The organism is Oxalobacteraceae sp. CFBP 8761, from assembly GCA_014841595.1.
GTDB lineage: Bacteria > Pseudomonadota > Gammaproteobacteria > Burkholderiales > Burkholderiaceae_D > Telluria.
The window spans coordinates 1,521,488-1,536,632 of sequence record JACYUE010000001.1 but is presented as its reverse complement, the minus strand read 5'-3'; the positions used below and the strand labels follow the sequence as shown (position 1 = coordinate 1,536,632).

General features: G+C 64.9%; 13 protein-coding genes. 5 read left to right on the top strand and 8 right to left on the bottom strand.

What is annotated here, in order from left to right; genetic code table 11:
* The first annotated feature begins 42 nt into the window (after nt 1–42).
* A complete protein-coding gene (locus IFU00_06790) occupies nt 43–1,383 on the top strand; it encodes a HAMP domain-containing protein (protein MBD8541991.1) in 1,341 nt (446 codons plus the stop codon).
* Nucleotides 1,384–1,396: 13 nt separating this feature from the next.
* On the opposite strand, the gene IFU00_06785 is transcribed toward IFU00_06790, so the two are convergent.
* Nucleotides 1,397–2,365 (bottom strand): threo-3-hydroxy-L-aspartate ammonia-lyase, encoded by a 969-nt coding sequence (locus IFU00_06785; protein MBD8541990.1) that lies wholly within the window; start codon nt 2,363–2,365, stop codon nt 1,397–1,399.
* A gap of 199 nt (nt 2,366–2,564) precedes the next feature.
* On the opposite strand from IFU00_06785, the gene IFU00_06780 reads away from it, so the two are divergent.
* Nucleotides 2,565–3,887, top strand: a complete 1,323-nt coding sequence (locus IFU00_06780; protein ID MBD8541989.1) for a hypothetical protein — start codon at nt 2,565–2,567, stop codon at nt 3,885–3,887.
* On the opposite strand, the gene IFU00_06775 is transcribed toward IFU00_06780, so the two are convergent.
* A complete protein-coding gene (locus IFU00_06775) occupies nt 3,832–4,335 on the bottom strand; it encodes a hypothetical protein (GenBank protein ID MBD8541988.1) in 504 nt (167 codons plus the stop codon). The genes IFU00_06780 and IFU00_06775 overlap by 56 nt on opposite strands.
* Nucleotides 4,336–4,424: 89 nt before the next feature.
* Nucleotides 4,425–5,417, bottom strand: coding sequence for a 2-hydroxyacid dehydrogenase (locus tag IFU00_06770; GenBank protein MBD8541987.1), 993 nt, complete (start codon nt 5,415–5,417; stop codon nt 4,425–4,427).
* A gap of 191 nt (nt 5,418–5,608) precedes the next feature.
* Between IFU00_06770 and IFU00_06765 the strand changes: the two genes are divergently transcribed.
* Nucleotides 5,609–5,992, top strand: coding sequence for a DUF4124 domain-containing protein (locus tag IFU00_06765; protein ID MBD8541986.1), 384 nt, complete (start codon nt 5,609–5,611; stop codon nt 5,990–5,992).
* 80 nt (nt 5,993–6,072) lie between these two features.
* Here IFU00_06765 and IFU00_06760 read toward each other — a convergent pair whose 3' ends face one another.
* From IFU00_06760 to IFU00_06745, 4 genes are all read right to left on the bottom strand, one after another.
* On the bottom strand, nt 6,073–9,012 hold the full coding sequence (locus IFU00_06760; GenBank protein ID MBD8541985.1) for an EAL domain-containing protein: 2,940 nt from the start codon (nt 9,010–9,012) through the stop codon (nt 6,073–6,075).
* A gap of 135 nt (nt 9,013–9,147) precedes the next feature.
* Nucleotides 9,148–9,906: a hypothetical protein gene (locus tag IFU00_06755; GenBank protein ID MBD8541984.1), complete on the bottom strand. Its 759-nt coding sequence runs from the start codon at nt 9,904–9,906 to the stop codon at nt 9,148–9,150.
* Nucleotides 9,907–10,085: 179 nt separating this feature from the next.
* Nucleotides 10,086–10,919, bottom strand: coding sequence for a PhzF family phenazine biosynthesis protein (locus tag IFU00_06750; GenBank protein MBD8541983.1), 834 nt, complete (start codon nt 10,917–10,919; stop codon nt 10,086–10,088).
* A gap of 46 nt (nt 10,920–10,965) precedes the next feature.
* Nucleotides 10,966–12,183 (bottom strand): MFS transporter, encoded by a 1,218-nt coding sequence (locus tag IFU00_06745; GenBank protein ID MBD8541982.1) that lies wholly within the window; start codon nt 12,181–12,183, stop codon nt 10,966–10,968.
* Here IFU00_06745 and IFU00_06740 point away from each other — a divergent pair.
* Entirely contained in the window at nt 12,116–12,259 is a 144-nt protein-coding gene (locus tag IFU00_06740) for a hypothetical protein (protein ID MBD8541981.1), read from the top strand. The genes IFU00_06745 and IFU00_06740 overlap by 68 nt on opposite strands.
* A 7-nt stretch (nt 12,260–12,266) precedes the next feature.
* On the opposite strand, the gene IFU00_06735 is transcribed toward IFU00_06740, so the two are convergent.
* The gene (locus IFU00_06735) at nt 12,267–14,309 is read right to left on the bottom strand and encodes a glycoside hydrolase family 97 protein (protein MBD8541980.1); all 2,043 of its coding nucleotides are present in this window, start codon (nt 14,307–14,309) and stop codon (nt 12,267–12,269) included.
* 160 nt (nt 14,310–14,469) lie between these two features.
* Here IFU00_06735 and IFU00_06730 point away from each other — a divergent pair, with 160 nt between their 5' ends.
* Entirely contained in the window at nt 14,470–15,132 is a 663-nt protein-coding gene (locus IFU00_06730; GenBank protein MBD8541979.1) for a response regulator transcription factor, read from the top strand.
* Nucleotides 15,133–15,145: the final 13 nt, after the last annotated feature.

The following is a 15,145-nucleotide window of genomic DNA, read 5'->3' as shown; positions in this document are numbered from 1 at the left end:
AAGCCTCCTGCATTTACGTCGCTCGCGGCGGCGCATCGCGCCGTGCGCTTTGCCTGGTTCAAGAGCGGCCTGTTCTGGCGCACGTTCTTCCTGATGTCGGTGCTCACTGCCGTCTCGATGGGCGCCTGGATCGGCATGATCAACGTCTACCAGCGCGGCCCGCAAGTGCAGCAGACGGCCGAAACGGTCGTGTCCGTCGTCACCATCACCAAGGCCGCGCTGACGCACTCGGCGCCCGACCTGCGGCTCGAACTGCTGCTCGAACTGGCGTCGAACGAAGGCATCCGCATCTTCACGCTCGAAGACACGGACATCATCGATCCGCCACCGCACAATCCCCTGATGCCCGAGATTGCCGCCATCGTGCGCGAACGACTCGGCGCCGACACCCGCTTTTCCAGTGGCGTAAACGGCGTGCCCGGCTTTTACATCAGCTTCAATATCGAGGATGACAAATACTGGCTGATGCTCGAGCGCGAGCGTCTGGCGGGTCTGACGCGCGTGCAGTGGCTCGGCTGGGCGGTGGTGGTCGGCCTGCTGTCGGTCCTGGGCGCAGCGCTGATCTCGAGCCTTGTCAACCGGCCGCTAGCGCGCCTGACGTCGGCTGCGCGCGCGATCGCCAAGGGCGAGCGCCCTGCGCGGCTGCCCGAAAAAGGCTCGCAAGAAATCATCGAGGCCAATCGCAGCTTCAACCAGATGGTCGAAGACCTGGCCCAGGTCGAGAAGGACCGCGCCGTGATCCTGGCCGGTATCTCGCACGATTTGCGCACGCCGCTGGCGCGCATGGGCCTCGAGGTCGAGATGGCCAACCTGTCGCAGGAAGCGCGCGACGGCATGCAGTCGGACATCGCGCAAATGGACGCGATCATCGGCCAGTTCCTCGACTACGCCAAGCCGACCGAAGCGGCCACGTTCGTGCCGGTGGATCTGTCCGAGCTACTGGCGGACATCGGCCACCACGCGGGCCGCATCCCGAGCCTGCGGATCAGGACCGACCTGGTGCCGGACGTGCACGTGCAGGGCAACGCCACCGACCTGCGGCGCGTGATCAACAACATCATCGAGAACGCCCGCCGTTACGGCGTCACGCCGGGGCAAGACTACACCGAGATCGACATCGTGCTGCGCGTGAAAGCAACGGGCCACGGCCGACGCGCCGTGATCGAGATCGGCGACCATGGCGTCGGCGTGCCGCCGGACCAGATCGCGCAACTGATGAAGCCTTTCACGCGGCTGGACAGCGCGCGGGGCCAGGCCAATGGGGCCGGGCTGGGCCTGGCCATCGTCGAGCGGGTGCTCACGCGCCACAATGCAGGGCTCGAAGTGAGCAACCGCGACGGTGGCGGTTTCCTGCTGCAGGTGGCGTTGCCGCTGGCGGCCTGAGCGCTTAGCGGGGTCAAGCCCCGATCAGGCTCGCGAAGCGGGCCAGATCGATATTCCCGCCACTGACCAGCACGCCGATCCGCTTGCCACGCAAGCTGTCCTTCATCTTGCGCGCCGCCGCAAAGCCCAGGCACCCCGTCGGCTCCACGACGATCTTCATGCGCTCGGCAAAGAACCGCATGCACGCCACCAGTTCGTCGTCGCTGACGGTCAGGATGTCGTCGACGTCGCGCTGGATGATCGGGAACGTCAGCTGTCCCAGGTGCTGCGTCTGCGCACCATCGGCGATCGTGCGCGGCGTGTCGATGTGCACGATCTGCCCGGTACGGAACGACTGCTGGCCATCGTTGCCCGCTTCGGGCTCGACGCCATACAGCAGGCACCCAGGCGACAAGGCGCGCGTGGCCAGTGCCGAGCCCGACAGCAGCCCGCCGCCGCCCAGGCACACGAAGAACGCGTCGAGCGGGCCGACCTCGTCGAACAGTTCCTTGGCCGCGGTGCCCTGCCCTGCAATCACGTCCGCATGGTCGTAGGGCGGGATCAGCGTCAGGCCATCACGCTCGGCCAGTGCGCGGCCGATCTGCTCGCGGTCCTCAGTATACCGGTCGTAGGTCACGACGGTGGCGCCATAGCCGCGCGTGGCGGCGACCTTCGCGGCTGGCGCGTCCTCGGGCATGATGATCGTGGCCGGGATGTCCAGAAGCCGCGCCGACAGCGCGATCGCCTGTGCGTGATTGCCCGACGAGAACGCCACGACGCCGGCGCGCCGCTGCTCAGGGCTGAATTTGGCCAGGGCGTTATAGCCGCCCCGGAACTTGAAGGCGCCCATGCGCTGCATGTTTTCGCACTTGAAGAACACCTCGGCGCCGAACTCCTCGTTGACAGTGCGCGAAGTCAGCACCGGCGTGCGGTGCGCGGCGCCGGCAATGCGTTCGGCGGCCTGGACGACGTCGTCATACGTGGGAAGCTGGAGCATGGTCATGCGGGTGGTCCTTTCAGGGGCATGGGTAAGGAAGACGATGGCGCAGTCTATCGGCCACCCGGACGAACGTCAAACCCGACGGCAAGGTGGCTGAACAATCGTATACAGACGTTGCCAATTAGATCGTTTTGCGATGTAATTGTTGGTACAGTAACCGATCGTCGCAGGAGACGCCACGTTGCACACACCGAGGAAGCATATGTATCCGTTGCATTTTGCCGTCACCAGTTGGTTCGCTTTTCTGCTGTTGGGGCAAGCTGCCCACGCAGCCCCCGTCATCACGAAACAAGCGCTGCAACAGGATATCGATCTCGTGCTCAGGACCGTGCGCGAGCAGCATCCGGACCTGGGTTTTTCGACGAGCGACGCGGCCGTGACTGCTGCACTGGAAGCGATCGGGCGCGACCTGCCGGCGACGATGACCCCCGATGAAGCGTGGCGCCAGCTGGCACGCATCAATCCGCTGCTGGCCGATGGACATCTTGCGATCGCGCTGACCGACTGGCGCGGCGATACCGCAGCGCACCGTGCTGCCGGCGGCGTCCTGTTCCCGTTCGATGTGGCGTTCGATCCGCAGGGCCGGCTCGTCATCGATGCTGCATTGGGAGGCGCAGCGTCACCCCTGGCCGGCGCGCGCATCGTCGCCATCGACGGTGTGCCGGTCGACACGCTCGTGGCCAGCCTGGCGGCCCGCGTCCACGGCGATACGCCCGCGATGCGCATGGGCCTGCTCGCGCAGCGCTGGTGGCTGTATCACTGGAAAACGCTCGGCGCTGCGCAGCATTACCGGCTCGTGATCGAACGCGATGGCCAGCGCAGCGAGGTTGCTGTCCCCGGCAGCACGGACCAGCCGCGCATGCTGCAGGACGAGGTGGACATCGCGCGCCTGTACCGGCTCGACACCGTGCCCGGCTGTTCGGCGGTCCTGACCGTCAACGCGTTTGATAGTGCCCACCTGGCAGACTTCGTCGCCTTCACACAGGCCGCGTTCACGCGCATGCGGCAGGAACACATCAGGCACCTCGTCATCGACATCCGCGCCAACGCCGGCGGCGACGACGGCATGTGGCTCGACGGCCTGATGCCGTATCTGGCAACGGCGCGTTACCGCACCGGCTCGAGCGCCGTCAAGCGCGTGTTGCGCGCCAACCCCGAGCGCGGCGAACAGGTCGGCCAGATCGTCCACACGCAGATCACTACCTGGCGCGAGCCGCAACCTGACCATCCCGCCCGGTTCAACGGCAAGGTCCAGGTGGCGATCGGTCCGCTGACCTACTCGTCGAGCGTGCTGTTTGCCAACGTGATGCAGGACTTCGGCTTTGCCACGCTGGTCGGCACGGGCGGCGCGGCCAGGCGCAGCCAGTCAGGCGGCGTGTACGGCGTGCCGCTGCCGCAGTCGGGCCTGACGCTGTGGATACCGCGCTTCGTGCTCGATCCACCGGGCGGCGCATCGAAGGGCGCCCTGCTCAGCGCGCAGGGGCCATGGGATCCGGGTGCCGCGCCTGCGTGTCAGGCGCTGTGACCGTGCGCGCCTGATCCGGCGAGACGGCAAGCAGCGCCTGCTCGATCTGGCGGTTGTGCAGGGCGCCGCCGACGACGATCGCACAGGCTCCCAGCACCATCAGGACAACGGCCAACAAGGCCGCCCACGGGCCACCCAGCAGCAGCGCGCCACCCAGCACGATGACAAGGATGGGAATCCCGTACAGGTACATATCGAGCAGCAGATCAATCGCGATGCCCCAGGCGCTGCGTTGCAGCTTCACCCTGGTGGTCGACAGGTCACGCCAGCCGCTCACCGTCTGCCAGTTGCCCGCCTCCTCGAATGCAACGGCAAACGTCGAGCCTGTGACAGGCACACTCTTGCGATCGAACGCCACAGCAAACTCGCGTTTTCCGCCCGACTCAAAACTGAACATCTCCGACTGGACGTCGAATACCCGCTCGAAGCGGATCGTCTCGATGTGCATGTGTGCTCCTTTGTGGCTGGCTTGCTCCCTGCACCGTAACGCAGGCCAGGTGCGCTGTCCAGCAAGCGGGGCGATTCATGCGCCCTGCATCAGCCGGGAATGCGGTTGACCAGCGCCTCGCCGCGCTCGAATGCGCTGATGCTGTCAATAGTGGTGCGCATGATCTGGCCGATCGCTTCGACCGTGAAGAACGCCTGATGGCCGGTGACGATCACGTTCGGGAACGACACCAGGCGCTGGATCACGTCGTCGAGGATGATCGTCGACGACAGGTCCTGGAAGAACAGGCTCGCTTCCTGCTCGTAGACGTCGATTGCCAATCCTCCCAGCTGGCCGGTCTTGAGCGCCTGGACCACGGCATCGGTATCGACCAGCCCGCCACGACTGGTGTTGATCAGCACGCAGCCGCGCTTGACGCGCGCCAGTGCGGCCGCATCGACGATGTGGTGCGTCGCGTCCAGCAGCGGGCAATGGAGCGAGACCACGTCGCTGCAGGCGAGCAGCTCGTCCACGCCCGTGTAGCGGCCACCGAGCGCCTCGAACGCCGGCGTCGGATACAGGTCGTGACCCACGAGCGTACAGCCGAAACCGGCCATGATGCGGGCAAAGATCAGCCCGATCTTGCCGGTGCCGATCACGCCGACCGTCTTGCCGTGCAAGTCAAAGCCCATCAGACCGTCGAGGTCGAAGTTGCCTTCGCGCGTGCGCACGCTGGCACGCGCGATCTTGCGGTTCACGGCCAGCAACAGGCCGACCGCGAATTCGGCGACCGAATTCGGTGAATAGTCGGTCACGCGTACCACCTCGATACCGAGCCGGCGCGCGGCGGCGGCGTCGATATGGTTGTAGCCGGTCGAGCGCGTGGCCACGAGGCGCGTGCCCTGCCGCGCCAGGATCTCCAGCACGGCAGCATCGACCGTGTCGTTGACGAACACGCAGACCGCCACGCACCCGGCTGCCTGGCTCGCCGTCTGGACACTGAGCCGCTCTTCGATGAACAGCAACGCATGGCCGACGCCATCGTTGGCCTGCGCCAGCATGGTCTTGTCATAGCGACGTGCACTGAATACGGCTGTTTTCACACGAGTCTCCTGCTGGATGATGAACAAGCCCTTATACGCCCTCGGACGCGATAAGGACAGTCTTACCGTCCCACGCTGTCAAACGGACGGCGCGCAGGCCTACAAGCCTGTGTGAATTGGCGCACAGAAGCCAAATGATGCAAATAAGACAATTAAATTGTTGAAATTAAAACAAAGCCGAGGAGTCGATCATGAAGCGTCATTTCTGCCAACTGTGCCTGCTGGCCGCCACCATGATGGCTGCACCGGTCGCGTTTTCCGAGACCAGCATCGTCAAGTGCGTCGATGACGAAGGGCGTGTGACGCTGACCGACCGGCCTTGTGAAGTCGGCGCAACGACCGTGCAGATGGCGAGCGAACCAGCCAACGAAGGTGTGACCCGTGTCCACGCGTACCCTCTGGTCGCCGAGGCCAGCACCTTGCCGCCACCGCGCGCGATGCAACGTAGTCATGTTCCGACCCCGCGTGCAGCAGAAAAACCGCTGGCCAGTGACGTTGCCACGCTGAAGGCGGCGCGCGCCCAGTTCGTATTGAGTGACGTGCGGTCTACCCCGGCATTGGCGGGCCTCGACTGACGCCCAATGCAAAAAATGCCGTTCAGTGCAAACTGAACGGCATTTTGCTTGGCTGAACGAGCTGCCGTGAGCGTGACCGGTTAATGCAAGCGCGTGACGCTGGCCAGATGTGACGTGGGCGGCTTGTCCCACTCGCTCAACAATGCCAGCAACGCGGCATCCTGGATGAAGCTGGCGCTGGAGCGGCCCTCCAGAATGCGCTCCGGCGGCATCGAGCGCGCCACGACGAACCCCTGCACGTAATCGACACCGATTTCCTGCAGCGTCTGGACCGTCGCCGCGTCCTCGGCCCATTCCGCGATTGTCTTCATGCCCAGATTCACGGCAAGGCTAACGATCGCCTCGACGATCGCCACATTGGCCGGATGCGCATTGATATTGACGATGAAATTGCCGTCGATCTTGAGCACGTCCGCCGGCAGCTCTTTCAGGTACGAGAACGAGGTGTAGCCGGCGCCGAAGTCGTCCAGCGCCACCTTCACGCCGAAGCCACGTACCTGGTCGATGAAGCGGCGCGTGTTGTCCAGATCGTGCAAGGCAACGCTTTCGGTGATTTCGAGACACAGGCGGCTGGCAACGTGCACATAGCGGCCGAGAATGTCGAACGTGTCCTGCACAAAGCGCTCGTCATTGAGGGATGCGCCCGACAGGTTCATGCAGACGAAGCGGGTATTGACCAGTTCGTCGTTGTGCTCGGCGATCCAGGCCAGCGTACTCGTGAGCACCCAGCGGTCGATCACGCTCGCGCGCCCACTCTTTTCGGCGGCGACAATCACGGCGCCGGCCGGCACGATGCGGCCATCCGGCTCGCGCATGCGCAGCAGCACCTCGAAATTGAGCGATTCGAACGGCGTACGCAGCGACATGATCGGCTGCATCTCAAGCAGCAGGCCATCGGTGGCAGCCGGCCCCGACAGGCGCTCGACCAGGTCGAGTTCGGCGGCGCGCTGACGGAACGCATCGGCGTCGCGCTCGTACACAACCAGGCCGTCGCCCGTGCCAGTTTTGGCTTCGCGGCAGGCGCGGTCGGCGGTGGAGACGGCATCCTTCATCGGCATGCCTGGCACCACTTCGATCAGGCCGACCGACGCCCGCACGTGGAACGCCTTGTCACCGACGCGGTATGGCGTGCTGCCGAGCCGGTCGACGATGCCGCGGACGATGATCGAGGCCAGCGGTATCGCTGTCTCGGGCATCACGATCACGAATTCGTCGCCGCCCACGCGGCCCAGTTGCTGGCCGCCGGCCAGCATCGCGCCCATGCGCTCGCACACCTGCTTGAGCACTTCATCGCCGGCGCCGTGCCCGAACAGATCGTTGATCAGCTTGAAGCGGTCGAGGTCGACATATGCCAGCGCCATCGGTCGACCGGCGGCCAGGCTAGCGCTGGCATTGCTGAACTCGCGCTCGATGCCGCGCCGGTTGAAGACCTTGGTCAATGGATCGTTGTTGGCCATGAAGCGCAGCTGCTCGGTGGCCTTGTGTTTTTCGGTGGTGTCCTGCAGCACGCCTTCGATGCGCGACCTGGCCAGCGTGGCGCTGACCTGGAAGCGCTGGCCGCCGTCGCGGCTCGTCAGCTCCATCTCGGCTTCGACTTTCGCATGGACCTGCTCGTGCAGGGCGGCCCAGCTCGCTTCAGTGAAGTACTGGCGCCACGCCGTACGGCCCGCCGTGAAGTCGGTCATGCCGAGCATCTTCTGCAGCGCCGGATTCACGCTCAGGAAGTGGCCGTAGATATCGAGCGTGAACAGGCCCACCGGCATCGCCTTGTACGCATGCTCGAGTTCTTCCTGTGCTTCCTGGCGCTTCTCGGTTTCCATGCGCATCTGTTCGGCCACGGCCAGCGCCGCCAGCAGGCTCGACGCGAGCGCGGCGGTGACGCTGTTGATCACGCCCAGCAGTTCGCGCATGCCGAACGCGGCCGACGCGACCTCGGCCAGCGACGCCATGAAGGTGACGGCGAACGACGCCGCGAACCAGGCCGCGACCCGCGTGCGCGATTCGACGATGATCTTGAACAGGCCGATCGTCATCAACGAGAAGCAGCACGCCAGGATGCCCCACATCAGCGGCAGGTACATGCCATACGGGACCAGGATGGCGGCGGCCAGCATCGGCATGCACAGCCACTGCATGACGCGCATCGGCACCACGTAGCGCATCTCGGCCAGGTGATCCTTCAGCAGCGCCTGGTACAGCGTCAGCGTCGCGATGCCGTACATCGTGAACGTGACGGCGCGGCTGCGCAGCAGCCATTCGGACGGTACCGCCTGGCCGAGCCACTGGATGTCCCAGCCGGCCGACAGCGCCCCCACGCGCAGGTTCAGGATCAGCCAGCCGGCGAACATGACGTATACCGGTTGCCGGTTGATCAGTGCCGTGATCAGGATGAACAGCGCCAGCACGATCATGCCGCCATCGAGCAGCCCCGACTTGCGGTGGTACTGCTTGACCGACAGCACATACTGCTCGATGGGCCACTGCACGACCGTCAGGCGGGCCGGGCCCGCAAACGTGCCGCGGCACAGCAACTGGCGCGGCAACGGCGCGACGCTCAGCGCGAAGCCGGCCTTGTCGGCGCTCAGCAGACCGGTGCTGTCGCTGCGGCTGGCAGTGCCCAGCGGGGCCAGCGAGGCGGCATTCCAGCAGGCGATATCGAGTGCATGGCGCGACGGGAATTCGAGCACCTGTGCGCCCGGGCGCGGCATCGGTTCGACGACGAACCAGACCGGTGCTTCGGACAGATGGGTGTCATGGGTGTTGGTCAGCGGGCGCGCGCGCGCCTGCCCGAGTGCGCTGGCAGGATCGAGTGTGCCGGCCGGATCGGCCAGCACATGCATCGTCAACGGCACGTCGCCGCTGGTGCGGTATTCGTCGTGCCAGAAAACGAGCGCGATCAGCGACACCACCGCGATCCCGATCGGGATGAGGTAGTAAGAAAATATCTTGAGAATCAGTTCGACCGCCGCTTGCAACGCGGATGGCAGCGAAGCACGAAACTGATGGGAAAGCTTGGGCATGAGCGGCCTTGGTAATACGCGTGACCACCGTGCAGACAGCGACGGCCACTAAAGCGCAAGGATACAGCTTTAGCGTAGTGCCGTCATGCCCTTCGTAGTTGAACAAACGTCGATCGCGCGCCGTGTAACAGGGTCTCAGGCGACGGCCAGTTCTTTCCGCGCCGGCCATTCCTGCACCGATGGGACGACGACCGGACCGATGTCGATATCCGGGTGCAGCGTGTTGAAGAAGAAGTCGAGCATCGGATGCCGCGCCTCGGTCCAGCGCTGCTGGAAGGTGGCGATCTCGAAGGCCATCACGCGGTGCGGGATATTGCCGACATGGCGCAGCGGCACCAGGCCATCTTCCGGGAACACGTCGACGAACAGCATCTGCTCGTACTGCCGGTCGACCGGCGGGCGGCCCGTCGCCACCGAGAAGTCGATAGCGTTGTCTTCGCAATACATGAAACACGCCTTGACCAATGCAATTTTTACCATGCGCCCCACCCGCCCTTCGTCGACGGCCAGCCGGGTTGCCTCGACCAGCCGCTTGCCCTGCAGCCAGTCAGGCAGCACCACCGATTCTTCGACACCCAGCGGCCGGTGCAGATTGGTACGGATGCGGGTACTGCCGATCGCCGTGCCATCGAGCTTGGACTCGGCCAGCAGCACGATCGTGTCGGCATCGAAGTCAGCCGCTTCAGGCTGCGCGAGCGTGCGTGCGAAATCCGGCACGTGGCGCGCATAGGCGGCGTGCCGAATCCGCACGGCCTTCTGCAGGTCGGCCTGGGTCTGTACCCGGCGGATCGTGAACGGCAATCGTTCGGTCACGCTGCCGGCGGCCGGGGGACGCACGGAACGTGGTCGCGACAGCGTGGCTGGGTTGATGACGGCGGCGGTGAACTGCTCCATGGCGGGACTCCTGGGTTGATTGAGTGAAACAGAAATTAACTGGATTCAATTATCAATCCGCTTACGGAAAATCGATTTGCGGAGCAGGCGTACTTTTCACCTTCAGTTTGAATGAGCGGGAAACCGGGAAAAATGGCTGCGTCACGCACACCATGTGCGTTGCATAATGACTGCCGCAATCACAACATCCGCGCGCTGCCCGCCACACGGATCGGGCTGCCAATTTCATTGGTAAATTCGGCAGTAATGAGCGAACGCATGCCCATGTCCTCGCCCTGCACGATCTCGATCCGGCCGCCATGCGGCCAGCCGAGATCGCGCAGATACCCGGCCAGCGCTGCCGCCGCGGCGCCCGTGGCCGGATCCTCCAGCACGCCACCGGAGGCAAAAGCGTTGCGCGTATGAAACAGGTTATCGTGTTCGGCCCAGGCCAGCACGATCGTCACCAGGCCGTGGCCAGCCATCAATGCCTGACCTGCGTCGAGCGCGTACGCCATCGCCGCCAGCGCAGCGCGGCTGGACAGCGCCAGGAACAGGTGGTCAGCGCCGGCGTGGATGCACGCGGGCGGCAGGCGCGGATCGAGGTCGGCGTGCCCGTAGCCGAACAGCGCGAGCGCAGCGTCGACAAGAGCGGCCGGCGCGGGCCGGCTGCGGGTGGGCGGCGACTGCAGGGCCGCCTGCAGCCGGGCACCATCCTGCCGGCCCTCGACGGTGATGGCGGCGGCGTTCAGCGTCAGCGCAAAGCGGCCAGCGCCATGTCGGCGTGCCAGCGCAGCGCCCAGGGCGATCGTCGCATGGCCACAGAACGGCACTTCGGAAGCCGGCGAAAAATAGCGCACGCGCCACCCCTCGCCTTCGGGCGCGGCAAACGCGGTTTCAGAAAAACCGACGTCGCGCGCCATCGCGGCCATCTCGGCAGCCGGCGGCAAGGCCGCGCCGATCCAGACGCCGGCCGGATTCCCGCCCTCACCGTGGTCGTCGAAGGCGGCGAGAAGTTCAATGTCCTGACGCATGGATGCTTCCTCAGTGATTGGAAACACCCATCATAGCGCCGGGCCGCTAGCGCCGGGTATCGATGCGCGGCAGCAGCACGGCCAGGATGCCCAGCAGTGGCAGGAACGAGGCAATCTGGTACACCTGCGCGATGCCGTGCACGTCGGCGATGCTGCCCATTGCAGCCGCGCCCACGCCGCTGATGCCGAACATCAGGCCGAAGAAGATGCCCGAGATCAGGCCGACCTTGCCCGGCACCAGTTCCTGTGCGAACACGACAATGGCCGAGAATGCCGACGACATCACCAGGCCGATGATCACCGACAGCACGCCGGTCCAGAACAGGTCGGCGTACGGCAGCGCGATGGTGAACGGCGCCGCGCCCAGGATCGAGAACCAGATCACGCGCTTGCGCCCGATCTTGTCGCCGATCGGCCCGCCCGCGAACGTGCCGAGCGCCACCGATGCCAGGAACAGGAACAGGTACATTTGCGCGGTGCCGACCGGTAGCTTGAACTTCTCGATCAGGAAGAAGGTGTAATAGGTCTGCAGGCTCGCCATATAGATGTACTTGGAGAACACCAGCAGCGCCAGCACCACCAGCGCCTGGATCACCTTCTTGCGCGGCAGCGCCGGACCGGCATGCAGCGCGGCCTTCTTGACCATGTTCATCAGGTGGTTGCTGTACCAGCGGCTCACGCCCACCAGCACCGCCACCGCAACGAGCACCAGCAGCATGAACCAGGCGATCTCGGCTTGCCCGCGGCCGACGACGATCGCCGCCGCCAGCAACGGCCCCAGGGCCGAGCCGGCATTGCCGCCAACCTGGAACACCGACTGTGCAAACCCGAAGCGCCCGCCCGACGCCAGGCGCGCCACGCGCGAGGCTTCCGGGTGGAAGGTCGACGAGCCCACGCCGATCATGCCGGCAGCAACCAGCAGCATCGGATAGCTGTTCGCCCACGCGAGCAGGCCCACCCCAAACAGCGTCACGCACATCCCGGCCGGCAGCAGGAACGGGATCGGCCGCTTGTCGGTGTACAGGCCGATCCATGGCTGCAGCAGCGAGGCAGTGCACTGGAACGTCAGCGTGATCAGGCCGACCTGGGTGAAGGTCAGGTTGAATTCGTGCTTCAGGAGCGGGTAGATCGACGGCAGCACAGCCTGCACGCAATCATTGAGCAGGTGGACAAAGGCAACCGAGAGAAGGATTTGCATGACCGCACCCGGGACGGCCGGGGTGGTAGCGGAGGTGGTGCTGGACGGCGAGGAAGATGTGGACATGGACGACGCGGGTGGACAGAACAGTTCGACAGGATATGCGAAAACCGGCGCCCGCGGGCGCCGGTTCTTTGACTAACGGTCGGTCAGCCGGCCGGCACCAGCCGGATCGCCTGCCCGCCGCCCGGCGCCAGCACCATCTTGATGGTGTCGGTGCTCTTCACATTGCGCTTCTCGATCACCAGGTCGAAGCGCCGTTCGCTGCGGTAATCCGCCTTGTCGCCATCGCGGTAGATTTCGGCCACATACGATTTGCCAGCATCGAGGAACGACAACGGCAGATCGAGCGTGCGCGCATTGCCATCGGTGACCGAGCCGACGTACCAGGCGCTCGAGTTGCGGTCCTTGCGCGCGATGGTGGCGTATTCACCGACAGCGCCATGCAGCACGCGCGTATCGTCCCAGTCGGTCGGCACGTCGCGGATGAACTTGAACGCGCCCGGATAGCGGTCGTAGTGCTCGATCAGATCGGCCGCCATCACCACCGGCGAATAGATCACGACGAAGTTGGCCAGCTGCTTGGCCTGGGTCGAGTTGAACGGCTTCTTGTCCTTGCCCTCCAGACTCAGGATGCCCGGCGTATAGTCAAGCGGACCGCTGAGCATGCGGGTGAACACCAGATTGGCCTCATGCTCGACGCTGTTGACCGGATTGCCCCAGGCGTTGTATTCCACGCCGCGCGCACCTTCACGCGAGATCCAGTTCGGATAGGTGCGGCGCAGGCCCGTGTCCTTCACCGGCTCGTGCGTGTTGATCGCGATCTTGTAGCGCGCCGCATCCTCGACCACCTTCTGATAGTGACGCACGCCCTCTTGCGAGTCCGTATAGCCGAAATGGACCTTGCCATTCTTGCCCATGAACTGCGCCGCGCCGCCATCGGTCACGTAGCCGGTCTTGATGCTGTCCACGCCGTTCTTTGCATACAGGCGCAGCGCGGCATCCAGCTGCTTCTCGTAGTGTGCGATATTGCCGCCGGTCTCGTGGTGACCGATCAGGTGCACTCCCTTCTGCTTGCCATACGCTGCCAGTGCCGGCAGGTCGAAGCGCGGGGTGGAACGGGTGAAGTCCATGTCCGCACCGTTGCCGGCCCAGTCGCTGTCCCAGCCCGGATTCCAGCCTTCGACCAGCACGCCACGGAAGCCGTTCTTCGCAGCGAAGTCGATGTAGCGCTTCGTGTACTCGGTCGTCGCGCCGAGCCGGTCGCCCGCGGCCCAGGTTTTGGTTTCGAGGTGCATGTCCCACCAGACGCCGACGTACTTCGATGGCTTGACCCACGAAACGTCGCCCAGTTTGTTCGGCTCGTTCAGGTTCAGCACGAGGTCGGACATGTACAGGCCCGCCGCATCACCCGCGATCTGCATCGTGCGCCATGGCGTCGTGAAGCTGCCGGTGCGCACGACCGGCGCGCCATTGGCGGACGGGGTCAGGTGCGCGCGCAGGCGCTGGCCTTCGACCCGGCGCAGCCACATCGACGCGTAGTCGACCAGTGCTGCTTCGTGGAAGGCGATGTGCGTGCCGTTTTCCATGCGCACCGTCATCGGCGTGTTAGCCATGCCCACTTCGCGCAGTGGCGTCTTCTGGATCGGGTATTCCAGCGCCCAGACTTCACCGGCCTGCTGCCACCAGGCGGTGGCTGGCTGCGCCACCACGAATTCGGTCAGCTCGTCAGCGATGTGCACGGCGCGGTTATTGGCCTGCTTCGGGAATTCGTAGCGAAAGCCCACGCCATCGTCGAACACGCGAAACACGATGGCAAGGCGACGGCCATCCTTCTTCTGGTGGACGTCCACGCGCAGCTGGCTGTAGTGATTGCGCACCGTGCGGCGCTCGCCCCACGGCTGCTCCCAGGTGCTGTCATGGGCCGTAACCAGGTGACGCTCCATCGCGAAGCCGGCATCGAGCGGCTTGTCGCTGGCCAGCACGAAGCCCAGGCGCGACGGGGCGATGACCGGCTGGCCATTGCGCTCGACCTGGTACGACAGGCGCCCGTCCGGGGCAACCTGCAACGACACCTTGAGCACCTTGCCGGGCGACTCGACGGTGGCCATCAGATCTTCAGCGGCGAACGCGCCGGTACTGATCACCATGCCCAGCGCCACGAGGCTCATCTTCAATAAACTGGTACGCATCCTTCGTCTCCTGTCTCGTCTTGTTTTCTGTTGCATTTTCAACCTGAAAGCGGTCGCCCCGGATAGTCTGGCATCGGGGATGCGCGGTCAACGTATGGCTAAAGCGAATCTGAAGATTCGCTGCGACGCCCGAAGCGCAGCGCACTGCTACACTTCCGGCATGAAAATTCTGATGATCGAAGACGATCTGGCGATCGGCCAGGCACTCTTGTCGGTGTTCCAGGACGAAGGCCACACGGCAGTCTGGCTGCGCCTGGCCCAGGGCGCGGCCGCGCGCATGCGCAGCGAATCGTTCGACGCCGTGGTGCTCGACCTGGGCCTGCCCGATGGCGACGGCACCGACGTGCTGCGCGCGCTGCGCGATGAAGGCGTGCGCCTGCCGGTCCTGATCATCAGCGCGCGCGACAGCCTGCAGGACCGCCTGAAGGGGTTCGACCTGGGCGCCGACGATTACCTGATCAAGCCCTTCGAGATTCCCGAACTGCTGGTGCGCCTGCGCGCGATCGTGCGCCGCAGCCACGGTGCACTCGAAGAAAACCTGTGGGTGGCGGGCGACATCGAACTGGACGAAAACCGCATGCTCGTCACGCGCGCCGGCCAGAGCGTCACGCTGTCAAAAACCGAATTCGCGCTGCTGCTTACCTTGATGAAGCAGGCCAACCGCGTGCTCACGCGCGTCGAACTCGAACGGCGCGCCCTGCCCTCCGGCGAAGGCCAGAGCCAGACGCTCGACGTACACATCTTCAACCTGCGCAAGAAAGTGGGCGAAGGCGTGATCCGCACCGTGCGCGGCGTCGGCTACATGGTGCAGCGTGACGTTTAGGCAGTCCTCGCTG

Excerpts from the sequence above, each read along its gene's own strand:
- IFU00_06785 (MBD8541990.1), bottom strand. The coding sequence starts at position 2,365 with ATGACCATGCTCCAGCTTCCCACGTATGACGACGTCGTCCAGGCCGCC.
- IFU00_06780 (MBD8541989.1), top strand. The coding sequence starts at position 2,565 with ATGTATCCGTTGCATTTTGCCGTCACCAGTTGGTTCGCTTTTCTGCTG.
- IFU00_06775 (MBD8541988.1), bottom strand. The coding sequence starts at position 4,335 with ATGCACATCGAGACGATCCGCTTCGAGCGGGTATTCGACGTCCAGTCG.
- IFU00_06765 (MBD8541986.1), top strand. The coding sequence starts at position 5,609 with ATGAAGCGTCATTTCTGCCAACTGTGCCTGCTGGCCGCCACCATGATG.
- IFU00_06760 (MBD8541985.1), bottom strand. The coding sequence starts at position 9,012 with ATGCCCAAGCTTTCCCATCAGTTTCGTGCTTCGCTGCCATCCGCGTTG.
- IFU00_06755 (MBD8541984.1), bottom strand. The coding sequence starts at position 9,906 with ATGGAGCAGTTCACCGCCGCCGTCATCAACCCAGCCACGCTGTCGCGA.
- IFU00_06750 (MBD8541983.1), bottom strand. The coding sequence starts at position 10,919 with ATGCGTCAGGACATTGAACTTCTCGCCGCCTTCGACGACCACGGTGAG.
- IFU00_06740 (MBD8541981.1), top strand. The coding sequence starts at position 12,116 with ATGACCGCACCCGGGACGGCCGGGGTGGTAGCGGAGGTGGTGCTGGAC.
- IFU00_06745 (MBD8541982.1), bottom strand. The coding sequence starts at position 12,183 with ATGTCCACATCTTCCTCGCCGTCCAGCACCACCTCCGCTACCACCCCG.
- IFU00_06735 (MBD8541980.1), bottom strand. The coding sequence starts at position 14,309 with ATGCGTACCAGTTTATTGAAGATGAGCCTCGTGGCGCTGGGCATGGTG.
- IFU00_06730 (MBD8541979.1), top strand. The coding sequence starts at position 14,470 with ATGAAAATTCTGATGATCGAAGACGATCTGGCGATCGGCCAGGCACTC.